Origin of the sequence: Butyrivibrio sp. (assembly GCF_017635265.1) — a bacterium.
Lineage (GTDB): Bacteria > Bacillota > Clostridia > Lachnospirales > Lachnospiraceae > Butyrivibrio.
Genome location: NZ_JAGBLU010000091.1, coordinates 103184 through 123623 on the forward strand (window position 1 = coordinate 103184; position 20440 = coordinate 123623).

General features: G+C 40.2%; 17 protein-coding genes. 15 read left to right on the top strand and 2 right to left on the bottom strand.

From position 1 onward, the window contains the following. Positions 1-4: 4 nt before the first annotated feature. Both J6O61_RS10615 and J6O61_RS10620 read right to left on the bottom strand, forming a co-directional pair. Positions 5-937, bottom strand: coding sequence for a sensor histidine kinase (locus tag J6O61_RS10615; RefSeq protein WP_292212839.1), 933 nt, complete (start codon positions 935-937; stop codon positions 5-7). A 23-nt stretch (positions 938-960) separates the two neighbouring features. Continuing rightward, entirely contained in the window at positions 961-1557 is a 597-nt protein-coding gene (locus J6O61_RS10620) for a response regulator (RefSeq protein WP_292212841.1), read from the bottom strand. Positions 1558-1757: 200 nt separating this feature from the next. Here J6O61_RS10620 and J6O61_RS10625 point away from each other — a divergent pair, with 200 nt between their 5' ends. The 15 genes from J6O61_RS10625 to J6O61_RS10690 all read left to right on the top strand — a co-directional run bounded on the left by J6O61_RS10625 (position 1758) and on the right by J6O61_RS10690 (position 20439). Then, positions 1758-3611, top strand: coding sequence for a hypothetical protein (locus J6O61_RS10625; RefSeq protein ID WP_292212844.1), 1854 nt, complete (start codon positions 1758-1760; stop codon positions 3609-3611). 12 nt (positions 3612-3623) lie between these two features. Then, a complete protein-coding gene (locus J6O61_RS10630) occupies positions 3624-4469 on the top strand; it encodes a hypothetical protein (protein ID WP_292212847.1) in 846 nt (281 codons plus the stop codon). 11 nt (positions 4470-4480) lie between these two features. After that, entirely contained in the window at positions 4481-6922 is a 2442-nt protein-coding gene (locus J6O61_RS10635) for a hypothetical protein (protein ID WP_292212850.1), read from the top strand. 3 nt (positions 6923-6925) lie between these two features. Next, on the top strand, positions 6926-8191 hold the full coding sequence (locus tag J6O61_RS10640) for a hypothetical protein (protein ID WP_292212852.1): 1266 nt from the start codon (positions 6926-6928) through the stop codon (positions 8189-8191). Then, on the top strand, positions 8178-10238 hold the full coding sequence (locus J6O61_RS10645) for a hypothetical protein (RefSeq protein ID WP_292212855.1): 2061 nt from the start codon (positions 8178-8180) through the stop codon (positions 10236-10238). Before J6O61_RS10640 ends, J6O61_RS10645 begins: the two co-directional genes overlap by 14 nt. Beyond that, positions 10238-12940 carry a PspA/IM30 family protein gene (locus tag J6O61_RS10650; RefSeq protein ID WP_292212858.1) on the top strand — a complete coding sequence of 901 codons (2703 nt, stop codon included), beginning with the start codon at positions 10238-10240 and terminating at the stop codon, positions 12938-12940. The genes J6O61_RS10645 and J6O61_RS10650 overlap by 1 nt, the downstream gene beginning before the upstream one ends. A gap of 17 nt (positions 12941-12957) precedes the next feature. Next, positions 12958-13551 carry a DUF4255 domain-containing protein gene (locus tag J6O61_RS10655; RefSeq protein ID WP_292212861.1) on the top strand — a complete coding sequence of 198 codons (594 nt, stop codon included), beginning with the start codon at positions 12958-12960 and terminating at the stop codon, positions 13549-13551. A gap of 5 nt (positions 13552-13556) precedes the next feature. After that, entirely contained in the window at positions 13557-14366 is an 810-nt protein-coding gene (locus tag J6O61_RS10660; RefSeq protein ID WP_292212863.1) for a hypothetical protein, read from the top strand. Then, complete coding sequence (locus tag J6O61_RS10665; RefSeq protein ID WP_292212866.1) at positions 14359-14748, top strand: DUF4280 domain-containing protein; 390 nt, start codon at positions 14359-14361, stop codon at positions 14746-14748. Before J6O61_RS10660 ends, J6O61_RS10665 begins: the two co-directional genes overlap by 8 nt. A gap of 24 nt (positions 14749-14772) precedes the next feature. Then, positions 14773-16470 carry a phage tail sheath family protein gene (locus J6O61_RS10670; RefSeq protein ID WP_292212869.1) on the top strand — a complete coding sequence of 566 codons (1698 nt, stop codon included), beginning with the start codon at positions 14773-14775 and terminating at the stop codon, positions 16468-16470. Between the two features lie 20 nt (positions 16471-16490). After that, the gene (locus tag J6O61_RS10675; RefSeq protein ID WP_292212872.1) at positions 16491-16991 is read left to right on the top strand and encodes a phage tail protein; all 501 of its coding nucleotides are present in this window, start codon (positions 16491-16493) and stop codon (positions 16989-16991) included. 94 nt (positions 16992-17085) lie between these two features. Then, entirely contained in the window at positions 17086-17448 is a 363-nt protein-coding gene (locus tag J6O61_RS10680; protein ID WP_292212874.1) for a phage tail assembly protein, read from the top strand. After that, positions 17400-17651, top strand: coding sequence for a DUF6760 family protein (locus J6O61_RS19740; RefSeq protein WP_442861705.1), 252 nt, complete (start codon positions 17400-17402; stop codon positions 17649-17651). Before J6O61_RS10680 ends, J6O61_RS19740 begins: the two co-directional genes overlap by 49 nt. A gap of 9 nt (positions 17652-17660) precedes the next feature. Beyond that, on the top strand, positions 17661-18755 hold the full coding sequence (locus J6O61_RS10685; RefSeq protein WP_292212875.1) for a hypothetical protein: 1095 nt from the start codon (positions 17661-17663) through the stop codon (positions 18753-18755). A 16-nt stretch (positions 18756-18771) separates the two neighbouring features. Further along, entirely contained in the window at positions 18772-20439 is a 1668-nt protein-coding gene (locus tag J6O61_RS10690) for a hypothetical protein (protein ID WP_292212878.1), read from the top strand. Position 20440: the final 1 nt, after the last annotated feature.

The window sequence follows — 20440 nt, forward strand, 5'->3', positions numbered from 1 at the left end:
CATATCAGCATTTGGGAATTTTGATTGTAACTACTGTTCCACCGCTACTTCTTTTTGTGATTTTTAAAGAGCCGCCGCATAGAGTATCAAGGCGGCTTTTTATATTGAATATTCCTATATGGGGGTCAGATTCTAAGTCGAAGTTCATATTTTCAGGACTGTCATCAAAGGGAAAATCTATTCCTGTGTTCTCAACAACAAGTACACTGGTGGTGCCTTCTTTTCTGGTATGAATCATGATGTATAAAGGATCTGCTTCCGGATCAAGTCCATGCTTTACGGCGTTTTCAACAATTGGTTCCAAAGTCAGTGGAGGTAGCTTAAAAGATGTGTAAGGGGTATCATAATCAACAAAGATCATATCCTCATATCTTGCCTTTATCACGGCAAGGTACGCTTTTGTATGCTGTAATTCCTCCTCAAAAGGAATCAGCTCAGTTTTAACTACAGAACTAAAATTATTTTTGAGATATGTGGTGAAATTATCCAATACCTGCTGGGCTTTCTTAGGGTCGAGCTCACACAGATAATATATGTTTGACAGGGTGTTATAGATAAAATGAGGACGCATCTGAAGGGCTTTTGTGCGGAATGTTCGTTCTGCAATTTCTTTCTTTTGGAGATTATAATTTGATAATCCCATTTTTATTTCAAACAGAAACATAAAAAGGGATGCCAATGTGAAAATGGCTACAAAAGGAAGAACCAGGTAGCTGGGATGAAATCTGTAGTTTTTAGCCTCATGCAATATATACAGAATCTGAAAAAAGAAACTGAAAAAAAGACAAAGGATAATGGCAGTGTATATGGCCATAAATAGCTTTGTATGACGTCTGTCCAGATACGGAATTTTCCATATAATAATAATTCCCAATAAAGAAATTGTAAGACCTATAACAGTGATGGCAAAATTTATGCACTCTAACAAAGTAAACATATACTATTCCGCCTTTTGCTATATTATTTTTCTTGTGAAATCGATAAAGTAGGACGCAAACTACGAAGAGCCTTTTGAAATTCTTCTTTTTTTATTGGTTTAACTAAAAAACCGGTAGCAGGGGTTTTCCAGGCCTCAAGGGCATAATTCGGAAAAGCAGTAAGAAAAATTATACTGGTACTAGGACTCAGTTCATGGATTTTTGAAGACAAGTCAAAACCACTTGTCTTACCTATCTCAATATCAAGTATTGCTATATGTATTTTATTATTTTTGACATATTCAAGAGCTTCGTAGCATTTCTTAAAGGTTGATATGGTAGCTCCCGGAAGAGCATCTGCCACCACCATTCTTGCTCCCTGAAGAGCTATTAGCTCATCATCTACGATAAGTACGCTAATGTCGGAATTATCATCTTTATTTTCAGTGATAAGGTCAGAAATATTAACTTCCAAAGCTTCTGCAAGACGAATGAGAGCTTTGGCACTTGGAATTCTGTCTCCGCTTTCCCAGTGGGCAATTGTGGAACGGTCAACGCCTAATAGTTCCGATAATTGATTCTGAGAAATATTCTTATTTTCGCGTATTGTTTTTAGTGTAATGCATAGTTTTTTATCCATAAAGAATCCCTATAAGATACAAAACCCAGTATACTCATATAAAAAATCTTACTGATAATATTATGGCATGTATCAGGTGTGTACGAAATAAAGTTTATAAAAATTTAATAATTTGTGACGTGTTGTCACAGCGTCTACCAAATACTTTTTTTATAATTAATTATATATAGTCCGTTTTCTATTCAGAACAGGGGGGCAAAATGGCCAGCAATCAAGTATATCCATTCGAGCGGAATCGCTATTATCCCGGTAAAATGCTTACAACAGCAGATTTCAAGGCAGAACAAAACTATCATATCAATAAGCTCAGATTCATGAACAGTCTTATCTACGGCACTGGAATAATCTGTGGTTGCAGCGTAGTTAATCTTGACGACCTTTCAATCCTCATTGAGAGTGGCGTTGCTATTGATGGAAATGGGAGAGAAATAATCATAGACTCTTCCCTTGTAAAAAAGCTGTCTGCTATAACAGGATTTGAAGAACTAAAAAGCGATAAGGCATGCCTTTGCGTGCGTTACGTGGAGAAAGATATTCATTCTGTTTATGCGGTAAGCCATAAGGAATCTGATCAGGAATACGAGTTTAATCGTATCGAAGAAGGCTATGAGCTTTTTCTTGCTGACAAGGATGAATATGAAGAAGATGATGAGGAAAAGTCGCAGTTCCTTCATAGGGAAAACCTTTTTAAGGGTCCTAATTATGAAGGATATCTTGTTATGCCGGCTATAGTCTGCAAGGGCAAAAATGTCATGGCCAGAGTGGAAATCCATAAGCTTACCGATGCTAACGTAAAGTTGACATATATGGGCATACTGGATATACCTAATTATTCATCTCCTGAAGGCACACAACAGATTGATATAGCTATAGATGATGTAGAGCTTCCTAAAGGAGGGACCTATACAAAGAGTCTTTGGATGTATGTAGTGGATCAGGCAGGCAGTGAGTCAAATGTCATTTTAAGAAGTGGGTCAAGTGCTGTTTTTGAAGATGATAAGGCTATTCCGGCGCAGAATAGTTTTGACATCAAGGTAAAAATGTCTGATGAATCCCCGTTATCACTGATAAGAAGAGAAAATGGAAAGCTGTCACTGGAAGAGAGACAGACTATAAATTCGACCTATATTAAGCTGGCAGAGATTGATTTGCTTCGAACCGGCAGCGCTTATGTGATTGAAAGCATAAGAGAAGTTGGCAAAAATCCATATATGGATCTTCCGGCTCAGGAGGCTTTAAAGAATGATTATCTGGAGTTCTTTGTAAAAGAGGTTGAAATAAAGAAGGAACCCACCGAAATTGAAAAAGAAACAGCGCCTGCTGCCGTTTATAAAGTTCAGGAAACTGAACTTAAAAATGTAGCCACCGGAGTATTGGAAATACCTCTTGGGAAAAATGCAAGGACAGGAGACATAAGGTATTCAGGGGAGATCACCCATGGTCTTGGAACAGGTAATGTATACGTGTCCATAGGATATGAATATCTTTCGCCGGATCAGACTCTTGGCGCCAGTGCAAAAAGTACCGTATATGGAAATCCTGAGCTGTTTTCAAGACAGTCACAACAGCTGGTTGATGCTGAAACAGCAGTAAGAGTTCTTAATGACAAGGGAAGTTTTGTTGTTGCTGCAAAACTTCTTAAGGATGTAGAATCCCTTGCTCTGACATACAGATGGGTTGCTATCAAGTTCCCTTCAGGAGAAGACCTTGAAGCAACGGATTATTATGGGAAATCCATAACGGCCAAGACACCTACAGTAGTTATGAGACCAAGGGAAAACTACTACTTTGGAGTTACCTTTAACAATATGGATAACTGCAGCATTTCTTACGAGCTTACTGCTCCGGGAAGCGGTGAAATAACTACAGACGGTGTTTATACAGCTCCTGCAAGGGAAGGGGTATACGAGATACGTATTTACTGTTCAGACATGCCGATGGTATGTACTTATGCATATGCAATCGTCAAGAAAGATGTTTCTGAACAGGATCCCGGAAGTATAGAGGAGCAGAAAAAAGAACCATTGGTACAGATGCCGAATATCGACCTTTGAGGGGAACACTAAATGATCTACGAATCCGGAAAAATGCGGCTTCTTGTGGTTTCCACCAAGTTTGTGGGGGAAGTCAATGACTGTTATATATGCAAGGATCTCTTGGCACCGGGTGAGATTTTATACACTGTGATAGTGGTGCACCAGCATGACATAGTCAGGGATGTACTGTCAATGTTCGCTCTTTCTGACAGAAAGGGAGAACAAATACTTATAGATAGTTTTTCTTATGGAGATAAGCATATATATGTATTCCCGTATCACAAAGAAAGACCGTTAGATCAGTTTTATGATGGAGATTTCCTGTCACTTTCACAGTGTGAGGATATTTGTATCAGTACGATTCTTGCCTGCATAACTTCTGATCTTCCATACCCAATTTTATATCTTCTTTTAAAGAATAATATGCTTCAGCTTTCCAGCGACAATAATGTTTTTTTGGGATATGAGATGGATCTCAAGGACTTTAATAAGGAGATTTCTGAGAGGGAGTGTACTCAGGCCTGTGCCGAAATACTACTGCATCTTTTGGAACCAAAGTCCGGGAATAAGGCAACCAGTTACTACTTATTACAGAAAAAGACTGCTAATAATAGTTATGCCAGATTCACTGATCTCTACAGAGATATAACAATTGCTGCAGTCACCAAAAAGAAACTGACTGTGCTGGAAGTTATAAGGTTATGGATTAAGAGAAATTCCGATGCTATTTTAGGAGTTTTGTTTTGGGTAAGCTTGATTTTGGCAATATTAGCGCTGAGTTTTATTATTTCCAGACTGTTTCTTGGGGGCAATTCTTGGCTGAGATTACTGTTTAACACTTTTAAGAAAATAGGAACAGAGAGTCTTAATCAGTAGGAAGGTGCGTGATGACAAACCTTAGTTTTAGAAGACTGATAATAATTTTATATATCATCAGCTTTGCTGTATCTCTTTTTATCTATGCCAACGTGATGGAAAATGTGGTAGTTCCGATTGAGTATACAAATCACAGGCAATATACAGTAATAGATAGTACTGTTTATCTTGGGCAGAATGATGGAGAAGATGGGAGCATTTATGCTATCAACTCAAACGGCAGGGTAAGAAAAGTTGTGAATACAACTATAGGAGATGAGCATCGTATTCTGGCAATGTCCTCTAACGATGAAATTGTCTATACGGTACTTTCCACTTCTATGACTCATGCCAATACGTCCGGGGATAAATCTGTAATTGAAATGGTGCCGGCGTACTGTATTGTATGTTATGACAAGAATCTGAACTATCTGGCCATGACACCTAATTTTGTGGTGGATAACAATCTTGTGATTAGTGGTTTTTCAGCTGAAGATACCGGAATGTACATGACATTTATCTCCAGGGACAGACAGACAATCAAGGTTTACAACATTTCCAATGAGAACCTGAGGGAGGAAGATGATGACCCTTCAGCAGTCATAAAGATTGATGGAGTAAGATCTAAGAGAGCCGGAGAAAAGAGATTTTTTGCAGATGCCCAGTATTCTCTTGGACAACTTTATGTAAGAACGGATAAAGATATTCCGGAAGGAATATTTGCAATTGATCCGTTTTTAGAAAGTATCATCTCAAACTTAAAGATAGGTGTATTTACGAATATAAAGATGTATGCGTACTACAACGGCTGGTATGTGACACTCCTTATTATATGGTTAATAGTACTTTATCTGATTGCTCGAATGTTACGGGATAAGAACAGAACTGTCTACTATCTGGTCATTGCGGAAGTTGTCCTTCTGATAGTTATTGGTATGGCTACAGGTGAGGTGGCGAAGATACACAAGGATGCACGGGAGACTGAAAGGACAAGATTTGCTGCCACATCTTTGTTGGGAATTATGGATGATGCCGGGATATATGAGAGGGCAGATTATAGTGACAATTCATATTACGACACAGAAAGGTATGGCGAAATCAAAGATACACTGGCTGAGTTTGTAAACAGAGAAGGTAACAGCGATATCTTTAAGGATGTACTGGTGGTAAGACTTAAGGACGAAGTGGTTTGTGCCAGTACCTGTGGAAGAAATCAGGAAGTAATCACAGATATTTACGGAAGTGCGCTTGAGGATATAAAGAAGCAGATGAACAAGGGAAGTCGCTTTGCGTCTGTTGATTTTAAGAATGAGGGCTTTAGATACAGAGCTATAGGAGTTGCAGACTCAATACCGTCTCCCGATTACGCCTTGGTTGGAGTGATAGATGTGACAATAGAAAATGGAGATCCGGCTTCTGAAGCTGCTGATATAATCTTCCTTTTTATAGCAATATTTGGAGTCGCAAGTGCGATAGTAGTACTGATTTGGTATCTTCACATGAGGGATTTCATTGCTTTGGAGAAGGCACTGGCAGATACTGCAGAAGGAAATTCCCTTTCGGACAGACCCATAACGCTTGGCAGAGATGTGAAGGAAATGTGGGATGCTGTGGAAGATGTTCAAAAGAGGGTAAAGGGAATGGAGTACTCAAAACTCCGAATTTTTGAGGCTTATTACAGATTTGCCCCCAAGAACATTGAGCTTCTTATGGAAAAGAATTCTATTGTAGAAGTTAAAAATGGAGACAGCAGGCAATTTAACGGAACTCTTGGCTGTGTGAAGACTAGTGTTGAGTCTGCAAAGAAACTAAAGAACTTGGGTGGCTTTATAGATGCAGTAGGTGAATACGTCAGAAGTCATGAGGCAATGATAATAGGAAAAGACATCGATCTTTCAAACATGCAGCTTCTTTTTTCTGACAAAGAAGACAGTATCATAAGGTCATTAGTAAATATATATGGCAAGCTGCGAAAGAATGACAGTAAAAACAATATTTCGATGCTTTTATATAACAGCAGTTTTACATTTGGAGTTTTGGGAAACGAAGAATCAGCATCACTATATGTTTACTTTGACGACAAAGATTTAGCGGGGAAAGTACTTGACATAGCATACCGCATGAATCTGGGACTTGTAATAAGTGAGGGAATTTATCAGAAAGAGAACTACGACGGAAAGGTTCGCTTCATCGGATATGGAGGCCGGGATAGTCGTGGCAATTTGGTAGGAATCTATGAAGTTTTGGACTCCCACAGTGAAAAAGAGAGATCACAAAAACTTGCTGTCCTTGATAGATTTAATGCAGCACTGCAGCTTTTTTATAACAAGGAGTTTTATCAGGCACGAAATAAATTCTCGGATATCTTTAAAGAAACTCCGGAGGATGAACTTGTGAGATGGTACATATTTGCCTGTGAAGAGTATCTTCATAAAAATACTGAGGGAGACGATTTCAAGATTCTAAATTATTAAACTTTGAGTTTGATACAGGAAAGGATAAATACCATGGGCGGCGGAGATTTACTGGGCATTTTAATACAGACCATTAAGTCCAAGATGACAGGTATTGTTACAAAAGTAAGGCTCTATACCAACTGGAGCTTTATTAAGAACAAGGTCATCACAAAGATCCGTGAGTTCTTTTCAAATCTTCTCGGATTCAAGCCAAGAGACAAATATGATTACTATACAATTGGCAGATGGATGGTATCAAAGCGCTTTGCTTATGCATCGGTCATTATTGTAGGGGTTGTGAGTATTTGGTATATATCCACAGAAACAACGTTGTTCAAAAACTTTTCTGAAGAAGGAGTACCAACCTATAAGTACAATTCTTTGAGGCTGCGTGTGGCCAAGGGACATGTAAGGATTACAGGAAAAGGCGGATATCTTGCCTTTGACGGAAACGTTGAAGGTGGATATGTAAACGGAAGTGGGACTTTGTACAACAAAGAAGGGAACACGGTTTACACAGGTGACTTCTCAAGGAGTATGTACGAAGGAACCGGAACAGAAAACTACAATAGTGGAAATATTAAATACTATGGCTCTTTTCATAAAAATCTATATGACGGAGACGGAGTTTTATATAGGGAAGATGGAACAAGAATATATGACGGCAGCTTTAGCGGGGGATTAAAAAATGGAACCGGAACTTTGTATGATAACGGAGAAAATGTAATATTTGAAGGTGCTTTTTCCAATGATGAGATAGTGTTCAGTGAGTTTTTGGGAAAGAGTGTTGTGGAAGTAAATGACTGTTACAAGGGTCACAAAGATATGTACACTACGCCAACAGAATCTGTGGCAGTTATGAATAGTATCGGAGCATTATATCATGCAACCGTGGACACAGAATCACTGGATGGTGATGAGATTGTAGATTCAGTGTATATATTGAGTGATACCTTCAAAACCGCAGGAAAAGAATACAGTAATTTAACAGATGTTGAGAAGGCTTTGGGAGATTCTATATATCAGGGAAATTCCAACGTAATTCTTCCGGAGGCGGTGGCAATTAATCTTGTCAATCAGAAAAAAAGAGCACTAAGCGGCACAGTTTCTATGGATCTTGACTACAGTTTTTCTGATGTGGCGCAGGTCAAGAACTATAACAGAGAGTATGTGGTATATATCACTTCTTTCAAGAGGGAAGATGTTATCTACAGTTTTGTTTCAGGCCAGGATGATAACATGTTTGAGTTTTATTATATAACAGGTGCAGAAGATGAGGATATGTGATGGGGTCATAAAACCGAACATCATAAAAAGAGCTGGCGCAGCCTTTATGGCTTTTGTAATCTTTTTGTCCTGCTCGATTACTGTTTTGCCTGTAAGAGCAAAAGCTGCAGAAAAGACACTTACAATTAAGGCTGCAAGGTCTTTGGCACTTCAATGTTCTTCAGAATACGACAGCGCTGAGGCGGATGTCATAGCCAAACGGTCATCTTATGAGAGTTCTGTAAAAGCCATTGCACTTAAGGAAAAAGATCTGACTACCTTCAGATGGTCACCTCTTTTGAATTTCAAATTTCCACAATCGCTCTCGTTTGATCAGGCTTCTGAATTTAAGTATAAACCAATTGCTCTTTCCTACGAAGTGCAGAAAGCCGAGCACAAGATGCAGGATAAGGTATTTGAGATTGATGAGAAGGTAAATAATCTATACTGCGAGATTGTTGTTTTACAGGAAACTATAGCCTTTAACGAAAAAAGACTATCTAAAGTAGATGAAGATCTGGGCAGAAATCAGGCCAAGGTCAGAACCGGTCAGGTTGCTAAAGAGGAAGTGGAGAAGCTTGAAAAAAAGAAGCAGACTTTAAATGACAAGATAGCAGCAGATAAAAGATCGCTTTCGGCAGATTTGCAAAAGCTTAGCAAGATGGTAGGTATTGACGTTACTACAGGTTATAAGTTTGAAAAGCCTTTCGTGGAGGCCACAATCGACAGGTCAATGCTTGAGAGTATTACCCAATACACTCTTGACAGGGATGAAACCTATTATCAGGCATGTATTGAAGAAACTACCAAAAGAGTAGAACTTCAGACCAACGCTGATCTGATAAAAAATAAATTTGGCGGAGATTACAATATCATAGCCTCCTATGTAACAGCAGCATTAAATGGTTCAGAGGTAAGTAAAAAAGCTTTTAGTGCAGCCTATAAGGACTTTATAAAAAAGATTGACAGTTATTGGGCTGGCGAGATAAAAATTCTTTTTTTCTCCTTCTCAATGGAATGGTTCAAAGGAGATTTGGATGGAACCAGATACATTGAAGATGATCCTAATGTACTTGAAACCAATGTTCTGGATTATATAACTGCTACAAAAAGTAAAAAGGCAGCAGGAGAGGAGCTGGAACAAAAAGTTACAGATTATTTTAACAATTATATATCAGTTCGTAATTCCTACAACCAGTATCTTAAGGATGTGGCCAAAGAGGAAAAAGAGTTGGACAAGTCTTTATCACTTAACAGAACAGGAAAGTTATCTTTTGATGAATATGACTCCCAGATGGATAGCTATGAAGAACTTCAAAACAGTATGCTTGATGCAATGAAACTGTACACTACTACACTTTATGGCTTTGACAGGCTTACCTGTGGTGGCATAAGTGCCATATTATCAGGTACAGATGCAGATCTTCAGACAGCAGTTGTGGGCGAACACTATCCCGAAAAGAATGTAATAAAGGGTGCCAGATACACATTAAAGTCCATTATACAGAATCAGGAATTTGAACTTGCTGTAATTATACCGGATGGTTTTGAACTTGAGATTACAGAGTATGAGCTCTGGGTGAATGGAGAAAAGGTCGGAGAGAAAACTCCTAAGGACAAAAAGTTAAGACATCTGGCTCTTGCCGTGGATGGTGTCAAGGAAGCAAAAGTAAGACTTTATAACGGTGAGGAGTTTGTTGATGACTGCAAGATAGATCCATCTGTTGAATCCGGCGAACTTCCAATAACTACTTATAATGTCAAGAAGAATGAAGGAACCAGGATTGGAACTTATACAGCAAGCGTAAATAATACAACCGGCATACTGGAAGTCAAATTCACCATGGAAAGTCAGGACATCAAGAAATTTACGGTAAAGACAGAAGATGGCACAATCGTGGGTGATGCAAAGAATCTGGATATAGCAAAACCCTTTAAGCATATCAGTCAGGTGCAAAAATCTTTGGAGGATCTAAAGATAGAGTTCCTGGATGAGAGCGGAGCTGTTTTATATAAGGCAAGATTTGATGTAGCGAACAGTGCAATTCTTAAAGAGGATGAAGAGTAATGGTGAAAAAAGCATCTGAAAACTTCATAAAAAAAATTGTGGCAATAATCCTGGTAGCTGTTCTTTTTGCTTCAGTTTTTGGCAGCAGCATACATTCAGAAGCAGGGTTTGATTCAAAGACTGCTTTAAACTATCAGGGATTTTCGGGTAAAACCGAAGTGCCGGATGCAGTTCTTTTCATAGGAACCTTCATCATGCACAAGGACGGACTTACTGATGATCTTTATACCAAAGCAGTAAAAATGGGTGCAAGGGCCGGACAGTCCACAATTTATTACAAATCAGAATTATCAGACGGGCAGTGGTTTGAAGTAGGTAATATTGACAATGGTATCAAAGGCATTTCAAGCGAGGGGCGTCCGGTGACGGTGGACACCATTAAGCCTTTATATGTTCAGTATTACATGGGAAAAGATGGAATTCTTAGAGATGCCAAAACCATGGAACCGGTAAATCCATTTGATATACCTGATCCCTATGATCTGACTGACTTTAGTGAACTTGAGCCTATATTAAATAATTTCACTTCTTCAACATCGGCTACAAGTATTACTCAGGCTGACTACCTGAAAAACAAAAATTCTAAAGAATCAGGGAACCTAAGAAGTGACGTTTATACCTATCAGCTTCTTAGCACATTCTTTTCTCTGAATCTTAGGGATTCACAGACTGACAAGTATGATGAGCAGCTCAAAAATCTGAATAGTGCATACATTAATTATAAGATCGCGGGACAAGATGATGAAGCTGCTTTGGTATACGAACTTATGGGTAAGGTTGACGGTTTAAGAAGAGCTATTGTTATGGAAAAGCTTTCACAGCTGGATGGGAATATTCTCAATTCACTTTATAGCTTATGCAGCGGAAGCCAGTATACCTCATCCGGATCTTTTAAGGATACAAGCAGTGCAGGTGTCACAGCTTCAAGTGATGAAAACGTTAAAAAACTGCAGGATTCGGTTTCACACGATTTTTTAACGGAAAACGAAAGTGCAATCCAGAATATTTTGACTAGTTGGTTTGGCAGCCTTGGAATAAAATCTTACGGAAACGGATGGTGGACTGTGCTCGACGATGCAGCTTCAGAAAAAAGGAGCAAATCTGAAGAGGCCAATAAGGACAATGAGGATTATGTATATGACAAGACTCCGAATGAAAGTCCTTTTTCTGCTGATAAAGATTTACTGGACGCAATAGGAACAGCCCTTAGCAACTGCAGTAACAGCTACACTGAGTACAAGTCAAAGGCGCTGGTGGATACAGAAGATATTTTGGGACACGTTATCTACGAATATAGCGTGCAGGTAATTGACCAGTCATCAGGAGGAGCTCTTGGAGGTCCGGTTTCGTATCTTAAATACGCGACTAATATTAAAGATGGAATTATCGGTGATAAAGAAGGAGAGTTATCTTTCCTGAAATCATCACTTATTTCTGTCGGTGCCAGCAAGTATGCTGCAGCTGCCACAGCAGGCCCTAATTCGGAATATTCTTCGCTTACATCTGAAGGTGCCAAAAAATCTGCTCTTGAAAAACAAAAGACAGATTTGGAAGCAATAAGAAGTACCTTCCAGTATTTAATAGAAGCCATGAGGCAAAGAGATGAGGGAGCAAGTGCCCTCGAATATGTGAATGACAGGATAGATATTACAGAGGACCTTTTGAAACAGATTCCTTCAGATGATTTCAAATCCTACTCTACTTCATCAGTACAGGGGCATCTGTCCTGGCTTCGTGAGGAAATCGATAAAATCATTGCTTCGGACGAATCCTTAAAAAGTAAGCTGGATGAACTTCGGGACAGGAAGGCTGAACTCCAAAGAAAAAGGGATCAGTGTCTTGATAATAATGATCTTGCCGGAGCAAAGGCCTACGATGCGAAAATCGCAGCTGTAGATAAGGATATTGAAGCTAACGGTTCGGATGCAGCCTCTATGGCAGATAAGCTGGTAGACAAGGCCATGAGCAAACTGGCGGATAATTCAGATGCAGACCTGGCAGGGATTGCTCAGGCTTTAGCAGATGTGGGAGATGAGGATGCTTTGAATGCTTTGGCCGAAAAAGCTAAAGATAGCGGTGCTTCGGCAAATGCCATGGCAGGAATAAATGATGCACAGAATTCCTTAAAGGATAAAAGCAGTTTTGCAGATGCAGAAGCACTTTTGGCAGATATTGAATCAATGCTTGGTAAAAGCGTAGATGAAATGGATGATAGGGAGCTTATCATTGCTGACTGCGTAGCATCCAAAATAGCTAAATCGGGAGATGCCTCTGCAGAAACTCTGGTGCAGATTCTGACTAACCGGCTTTTGACGGACGGAAACAAATATTTGTACAGACAGTACGAGCAGAACAAGTCCAATGAATATATCAGTATGGAAGCTATATCAGACATAAGTGCTTACAGATATTTATATGATGATAACAAGACAACTGCCACCATGACTTCAGGTTCAAAGGTCTATACCTTTAAACTTGGTAGTGACGAAATGACTAAAAACACAGCTGGTTCCGAATCAGAGGAGCTTTCTACCAATACAGTTTATCAAAACTATGTATACCTCTCTGAGGATGATGCCCTTAGCTATTTCGGGTGTTCTTCGGAGTACTTAAGTTCAGTGGACTATGCAGCATGTCTGACAAAGACAATGCAGAGTGATGTAGAAGAGTATGTTAATCAGCTTCAGGAAAATAGTGACTAATCAGGAAGGAATATGAAATGGCAGATTATCCGATAATTGCAGATGTAAGTCAGTTCATAGTTGAGACGCTTCGAAAAAAAATGTGCCCCGAACCTATTCCCTCTCCCAACAATATTGAGATATCCTCCCCGGCTTCTCAGGATGTGGACTATCTTGTGGGACTCTATCTGTATGATATTAAGGAGAGCTTAGAGTTATCAACTCCAAGATTTGTTCAAAGGGGAAGAGCACAACTGGCAAAGCCGCCACGACCATATGATCTTTATTATATGGTCTTTATCAACGGATCCGGCCAAATGGGATTAAAGGATCCGGATATGCAAAAGATCATTGGGAAAATAGCGCAGATAGTGAATGATAATAATTCGGTTCTTCCCAATGAATTGCAGCCATGGCTCGAAGTGCAGGAACCTCCAATAGTACTGTCTCAGGCGAAGATAGGTCTGGAGGAAAAAGAACGGGTGTGGCGGATGGTTAATAAACCATATCAGGTAAGCCTCTTTTATAGAGCATCCCCCGTATTCCTGTCAAGCGAAGAGGTAATTGATACACCTCGCGTAACAGAAGCAAGCTTCGAACTCGGAATAACAAGCGAAGAAAGGAGGGAATAGTTTAGGTGACAAGTGTGATCACAGCACATCTGACATTGGCTGTAAGACTTGTTGATACAACAACAGGAAGAGAACTTAACCAGACGGATGTCAGTTTTTACATCGATGGAGAGCTGTCTAATCCCATGAGGAAAGACAGTGGTATCTATGTATTTGTAAACACGGGCAAAGAAGACTTTCTTATGCAGGTAAGTGCCTACGGATATGATGATGCATTCTACGATGTAAAGAAGGAAACGCTGGATCCAAGGCTTCCACTTCTTGACGTTTTCCTGATGCCATCAGAGAAAAATCAAAGTGGAGGTTCAGTAATCAAAATAAACGGAACCCTTCCAGGGCTTGATGTTATTGAGGCAATAAATTTAAGCCGTCCAATAGCTGCGTTCCAGAGTGTGGCGACTAAGAAGAACATCACAAAGATGAGTCTTCTTCCAATGACTGCGGGAGGTGGAGTGTCACTGGATAGTATGGATTATGCCATTATTTCCAAGAACCAGGTGCGCTACGAGGTTTTTGGAGTAAAAGAACAGGATACTTCAACAACTGTCATACTTAAGGAACAGCTCAAATATGAGCACGAACTAAATGACAGGATATTCCGCATAATATATGGAAGAGCGGGCCCAAGGGGTGACTTTATTTTGAAGGTACGGGATGATTCATCCACCTTAGATTACTTGCTGTATTTCAAAGTGGATGGGCAGGAGTACATCCGCCCTATAGACTTTCATTCCGAGGCCGGTGATATTGACCCTCTTAAGGGCGCAACCAAAATAGACGCTTTGGTTAGAAAGGAAGAAAGAAAAGATGAGTGAACTTGTTACAGCTACAGGAATATGCAAGTGCTCCATGGGAACAACCCCGGCACCGCTTAAGGCAACCTCTAATCAAAAGGTACTGGCCGGTGGAAAGCCCTGTATGACCATCGCAGATGCACAGCCCATGTCCAATGTGGGACCCTTTGGTATGTGCACTTCCATGGCTAATCCCCAAGTAGCGGCAGCAACAGCTGCTCATTTAGGAGTACTTAGTCCTCAGCCCTGCATACCTATGCCGGTTGGCCCCTGGATTCCAACAAAACCCAAGGTCCTCATAGGCGGAAAGCCTTGTCTTGCATCAGACAGTAAATGCATGTGTGCATATGCAGGAGTTGTAACTGTTTCTTTTCCCGGACAAGTCAAAGCGCAAGCAAATTAAGTAGAAAAGAAGAGAGGTAAGTATATGGCAGAGTATTTATCACCGGGCGTATACGTTGAAGAATATGACAATTCTCCAAGAAGTATCGAAGGCGTTGGTACCAGTACAGCTGGCTTTATTGGACTGGCAGAGAAAGGACCAATTGAGGGGGCACCTCTTCTTGTTACAAGCCTTAGAAGCTTTAAACAGCAGTTTGGCGGATTCCTCTCAGAATTCGGCTATGGAGAATACAGATTCCTTGCGAACAGCGTTGAACAGTTTTTTGATAATGGCGGAACAAGGTGCTTTGTAATGAGAGTGGCACCTAAAGATACCAAGACGGCATCCGCCAGGAAGGGGCTTATTACAGTTACTGCCACTAGCCCGGGAAGCTGGGGCAATAAGATCCAGGTAATAGTTTCTACCAACAAGAAGAGAAAACTTCAGCTTATCGAAAAGACTGCAGGAGGGTTCCTGGCAAAGAGCCTTGAGGGCTTTAGAGAAGGGGATCTTGTTGAGTATGAAGGAACCTACACCAGGATAAAGACAATTTTTGACAGAGAGGTAACTTTCGAGGACGATATTCCTGATTCGGCTGTGGATGCGGATATCATTCCAAAGTCTTTACTCTACCTTGTAACAGTTGATATGTCAGTTCGTTACGGGGATGAGGTGGAGAATTACTCAGAACTCTCTGTTAATGAGAAGTCACCACGATTCATTGAATCAAGGCTTTCCGGTTCCGATATTGTCAAGGTTGAGGTTACTCCTCAGAAGACGCCGTCAAATCCGGTTGCAGATATTATGGGAGAAGACGTTTCCGATGGAATCTTTTTCCTGGAAGGTGGAACAGATGGATCTGTTTCCAAGATCGATGCTTCTACCTATATCGGAGAGGATAACGGCCCCGGAAAGAGAACCGGTCTTCAGGCATTTGTTGAGAATAATATAGTCAGCATGCTGGCAATCCCTGGAATCACAATGCCGGAAGTTGTAGTTGCACTGGTGGCACACTGTGAGAACCTCAAGAGCCGCTTTGCAGTTTTGGATATGCCAAAAGAGATGTACAAGACTGCAGACCTGATTGGATACAGACAAATGATAGATAGTACCTATGCTGCTTTTTATCATCCATGGATACAGGTATTTGACAGATCCTCAAGCAAATCAGACTACATTCCTCCTTCAGGAGCTGTATGTGGTGTTTATTCCAGAACAGATATAGAACGTGGTGTTCATAAAGCACCTGCTAATGAGGTTGTTTTCTGTACCGGTCTTTCAGTTAACTATACCAAGGATGAGCAGGATATCTTAAACCCTGAGGGAATCAACCTGATCAGATTCTTCCCGGGACAGGGAATACGTATCTGGGGTGCAAGGACAGCATCAAGCAATACTTCCTTCAAGTATGTCAATGTAAGGAGACTGTTCATCTTCGTAGAAGAGAGTATCAAGGCCAATACCAACTGGGTTGTATTTGAGCCTAATGACGCTACTCTTTGGCAGAGAGTTCACCTGACAATTGCAAACTTTTTGAATACTCTTTGGAGAAACGGAATGCTTGCAGGTGAATCCGCAGCAGAGGCCTTCTTTGTAGATATCGGACCTACAACAATGACCAGAGAAGATATCATGAACGGAAGACTTATCTGCAATATCGGTATAGCACCTTCACGTCCTGCTGAATTTGTAATCTTCAGAGTTACTCAGCACACAGCTGAAGCAGAGAACAGTGAAGAATAAGATGAAAGGAGTCGCAATTTATGGCTACTGGAGCATATGACAACGGTAAAGGTTCTGCCTATCCGTTAACCAAAATGAACTTTCTTGTGACAGTTGATACTATCTCAGGAAGTGCAGCTTTTTCTGAAGTAACAGGAATCGAGTCTACTGTAGATGTTATCGAGTTTCGTCAGGGTAATTCCGGTTCACTTGCACCTGTTAAGATTCCCGGGCTTGTTAAACATGGAAATGTAACACTTAAGATGGGATATGTTATTTCAAGTCCTTTCAAGACATGGGTTATGGAGTGTGTATCTGAGATGCGTGGCCAGATGCCTCGTCAGAATCTGACCATCGAACTTATTGATACAAATTCAGGCGCTCCTACACAGCTGGTATCCTCTTCAGTCGGAGCCCGTCAGTGGACATTGACCAATGCCTGGGTTACAAAGTACACGGCACCGGACCTTGATGCAAAGAACAGTGACATTGCTCTTGAATCTGTCGAGATAGCATATGAGGAGCTTATAATTCCAAACTAAAGGAGCTTTTGCTTTCTTTATGGGCGCAGGAATCTATCCTGCGTCCTCTAAAGAAAACAAGATATAAACAAAAGGCAAACAAAGGAGGCAGTAAATGGAAACAGTATATAACTTCACACTTCCCAAGGGATACATGGATGCTTCAGGTCAGCTTCATCAGAGAGGGAAAATGAGACTTGCTACAGCGGGAGATGAGATTTCTGCAACCAGGGATCCAAGAGTATTATCCAACCCTTCATATCTGACAATAGTGATCTTAAGTAAGGTTGTCACAGAGCTTGAGGGGCTTGAAGCTGTTACAGCCACAACTATCGAGCAGCTTTTTACTGCCGATCTTGCCTTTTTGCAGGATATGTACCAGAGGATAAATGATGTGGAACCGCCTACCATGCAGTGTGTGTGCCCTGACTGTGGAAAGGTCTTCGAGGTACCGCTAAATTTTACGCAGGAGGGTTAAGACTTTATCCCAAGGATGATCTTTATAAGGAAATGTCTTTCATCTCCTACTATTTTCACTGGCCCAAGGACGAAGTAATGGCTCTTGGTCACGCCGAGAGGCGAAGGTGGTGCAAAGAAATCTCAGAGATCAACAAGAGTCTGAATCCCTCTAATAAGAAAGATAAAGAGAAGAGCATTTTAGATATGAAACCAACAAGGTGAGGTAATTAAATGCCAAGATCGTATATCACAAGAAAAGATACAGGAACTGCTTTATCAGATCTAAAACAAGTAGATGAAAAAGGAGACAGAATTCGAAGCGGTGGTTCAAAAACTGAAGGGTTTATGTTTGGAAATACCAATTTCGATGACATAAACAATCCGGTGCCTGCCTTTAACTTCGTTCTTGAAGTAGAAGCACTGTATTTTATACCCTTAAAGTCAGTTAAGGCCTTCACTAAGGAAAATGAATATGAGTACATAAAAGAAGGCGGAGTCAACGACTATGTTCACATGAAGAGAAAGCAGATCAGTAAACCCTTTACCTTTCAGATTGAAAGATACGTGACTACAGAGAGGTTTATTGATCCTTTGGCACTTGGCACCGAACTGATATTGCCGCTTTTTCTCTATGTATACAGATATAAGGCCATACAGGGAATGTCTAAGGGAGCAGGAGGTGACACAGTACCTGCAAGAATTTTTATATTCACAGGGTGTACTGTAATAAGCAAGGAGTATGGGGAACTGGCGGCGGATCGGTCTGCAATTGCTACTGAGACTACCACAATCGCATACAGGGAACTTATTGCAATCACCAATCCTTCTGACAACAACGAAAAAGATGAATGGGAATTCAAAGATAAGGGTAAACATATACTTAACATGCAGGATCTGGGCTATGAGACTAAGTATGCAGCCTTTTCACCAAATGATTATGTAAAGGGTGGGGACTATGCCTACCAGGTAAATGATAAAGGTGTATTTGAGAAAAAGAATTTCGGTCCAACAAAAGAAGCAGATGAAAAAGCGCGTCAGGAAAGATTTGACTATGTAAAACGTGCGAACGATGCCTACCGGGTAAATGATAAAGGGCAATTAGAGAAAATAATTTTTGATCCAACCAAAGATGAAGATGAAAAAGCACGTTTGAAAAGAATTACTGACAGAGCGGGCAACGCACATGCCAATAAACCACAGTGGGAATTTAAAAGCGGCGCTAAAACAAAGTGGGCCGATGATAGTAATGTTAAACCTGCACCGGAGGCTGTAACCTGGCCGCCTACCAGACGAGCTTTGATGGTTGAAAATTTGAAAAAAAGATAACAAGGGATGAACTGTTATGCTGACAATTTCCGCTCCTATTGAGATAAAGGCAAAAACTTCATATGTTTTAAGCTCGGAAGCTTTTTACCACAGGATCCTTGGCGGATATGCTCTTATGGAGACGAATATAAGTCAGGAAGATCTTTTGCACATTACTTCCACTGCTCCTGAAGTTTATGTGGAAGAAGGCACCGGAATAAGCAATATTATCACCAATAATTTTAGAAACGAGAACAATATAAGCAAGATAAATATATTAAATAACGTTCTCAACAGAATTCTTCTTTCAACGGATATTGACCTGACTTATCAGGACAGAGTATTTATAACTGATGCTCTCTATAAGCTTGGCATCAAAGACGATCGCAGATTCATGAAAGCCTTTAACAGGATGGCTCTTGAAACCAGAAACACAAACACTCTGATAAATCTCTATTTGGATAGAGCAGATAGTCTTAATGAACTGGTTCAGGAAATTGAGACAAGGCAAAAAGAGATTACCAAAAGCGAAATAAAAGAAAAGGAGAGTCAAAAGGATAACTACTTGTATAACCGAGTGATGGACAGGCTTAATACCGGTGCTGTATATCAGATAGTATCCAATTTTAACAGAACCTTTTCAGATAGCGAAGTGGATTATGGAGAGTACGCGCTGTCAAATCAAAGCTATCTGGCTCAGAATCTTCTCTTGTCAGTGTTAAGGGCTAGAGCCGGTGAAGATGCTAATGATCTGATTTTCTTTAACAGCAATATCTACGAGGATAGCTTGGAAAACATGGAAACAGAAGTCTCCGATGTAAAAAATGAGATAACATCGGCGGTATTTATGGAACTGGTAAAGAATCTCTATCATACCTCCTTTGAAAGGTTTTATGAAAACAGGGAAGCGTATTACCGGTTTGAGAATACCTTTTATAAAGCTTCGGATAAGACCATCAATAAGCTGGTGACAGATGCAAAGCTGACTTATCTGGAAAGAATGGAGACAGTTGTTATTCCTGAAAGTACGGAAAAATCAAGCGAACCTGAGGAAGAGCTTATAACCCATACTCAGGAAGAAAAGATAACTGACGAGGAAATCCAAAGGATAACTGAAGCTGTAAACAGAATGGAACTTCAGAATGAAGAGAGAAGACAGCTTTATGAAAAGGAGCTTGAGAAAATAATAAAAGAGAATCCTGTCTCAGAGGGCGAGGGCGGATTGGAACAGACAAGAAGGGATGCAATATTGTCTCTTTCAGATCCGGAAAAACTCAAAGAAAAGCTTTCGGAGAGGAGAAAAAGGCAGGTTAAAAAACAAAGTTCTATCATGAATGAGATAAAGCATCTTCTTCCTCTTCAGTATCAGGATATTTACTCGATAGTCAATGATATTAATGAGGGTGATGCCAACGTTATAAATAATAACACTATAAGAAAAGCTGATGTGGCAGAACTTATTCACGATATCCGAACTTTTGGTGAGCCACAGCCCCAAAGTCAGACAGGGCAGAAAAAAAGCGAAGAGGTAATAAATACGACTGAAGTGGTAAAAAAAGAAACTCAGGTCGACCAGATAAATCGCAGAGAAATAGAGCAGATGATTACAAATGGTGTCAGAAGTCAGGTGGATACCATAAGTAATCAGGTTATCAGGAAGATAGAAAAGCAGTTTAAGAATGAGAAAATGAGAAGAGGTTACTAAT

Coding starts and splice junctions, on each gene's coding strand:
- J6O61_RS10615 (WP_292212839.1), bottom strand. CDS start 937: ATGTTTACTTTGTTAGAGTGCATAAATTTTGCCATCACTGTTATAGGT.
- J6O61_RS10620 (WP_292212841.1), bottom strand. CDS start 1,557: ATGGATAAAAAACTATGCATTACACTAAAAACAATACGCGAAAATAAG.
- J6O61_RS10625 (WP_292212844.1), top strand. CDS start 1,758: ATGGCCAGCAATCAAGTATATCCATTCGAGCGGAATCGCTATTATCCC.
- J6O61_RS10630 (WP_292212847.1), top strand. CDS start 3,624: ATGATCTACGAATCCGGAAAAATGCGGCTTCTTGTGGTTTCCACCAAG.
- J6O61_RS10635 (WP_292212850.1), top strand. CDS start 4,481: ATGACAAACCTTAGTTTTAGAAGACTGATAATAATTTTATATATCATC.
- J6O61_RS10645 (WP_292212855.1), top strand. CDS start 8,178: ATGAGGATATGTGATGGGGTCATAAAACCGAACATCATAAAAAGAGCT.
- J6O61_RS10650 (WP_292212858.1), top strand. CDS start 10,238: ATGGTGAAAAAAGCATCTGAAAACTTCATAAAAAAAATTGTGGCAATA.
- J6O61_RS10655 (WP_292212861.1), top strand. CDS start 12,958: ATGGCAGATTATCCGATAATTGCAGATGTAAGTCAGTTCATAGTTGAG.
- J6O61_RS10665 (WP_292212866.1), top strand. CDS start 14,359: ATGAGTGAACTTGTTACAGCTACAGGAATATGCAAGTGCTCCATGGGA.
- J6O61_RS10670 (WP_292212869.1), top strand. CDS start 14,773: ATGGCAGAGTATTTATCACCGGGCGTATACGTTGAAGAATATGACAAT.
- J6O61_RS10675 (WP_292212872.1), top strand. CDS start 16,491: ATGGCTACTGGAGCATATGACAACGGTAAAGGTTCTGCCTATCCGTTA.
- J6O61_RS10680 (WP_292212874.1), top strand. CDS start 17,086: ATGGAAACAGTATATAACTTCACACTTCCCAAGGGATACATGGATGCT.
- J6O61_RS10685 (WP_292212875.1), top strand. CDS start 17,661: ATGCCAAGATCGTATATCACAAGAAAAGATACAGGAACTGCTTTATCA.
- J6O61_RS10690 (WP_292212878.1), top strand. CDS start 18,772: ATGCTGACAATTTCCGCTCCTATTGAGATAAAGGCAAAAACTTCATAT.